1 protein-coding gene is annotated in these 371 nt (G+C 59.6%); it reads left to right on the forward strand.

All coding sequences use genetic code 11. The features are described 5' to 3' along the window. A partial coding sequence (locus tag J4G38_RS28460) for a hypothetical protein (protein WP_226164219.1) occupies window positions 1-183 on the forward strand: 183 nt, incomplete at its 5' end. Window positions 184-371 lie beyond the last annotated feature (188 nt).

Here is a 371-nt window from a genome sequence, read left to right on the forward strand (position 1 = left end):
ATGACCAGAATAATAGCTGACCCGGCACCCACATCCGTCGCAGCACCTGCAGTCTCGCCCGAGGACCTCATCAAGCAGACCATCGAGTTGTACAGCAAGACTACAAACGACCTCATCGCCCAGGGCTACCCGCGAGCAATGGCTGAGCTCGCCGCAAAGAAGTTCATACTAACCAACGAATGACCGCAGCGCCACCGCGCTGCGGTTTTTCTATGCATCCGTGCAGCCACAGCCAGACGGCGTGGTGCGTAACTACTAGTCTGTGGAAACCGCCCGTCCGAGCAGCGCCGCGGTGATAGGTCGCGAAGTGGCCACGTCCAGTCGGTGCAGTGTGGATGCTATTCGTTGTCCAGGCTCTTCTTCGCCGCCGC

Source organism: Hymenobacter terricola, from assembly GCF_017921975.2.
Classification (GTDB): domain Bacteria; phylum Bacteroidota; class Bacteroidia; order Cytophagales; family Hymenobacteraceae; genus Hymenobacter; species Hymenobacter terricola.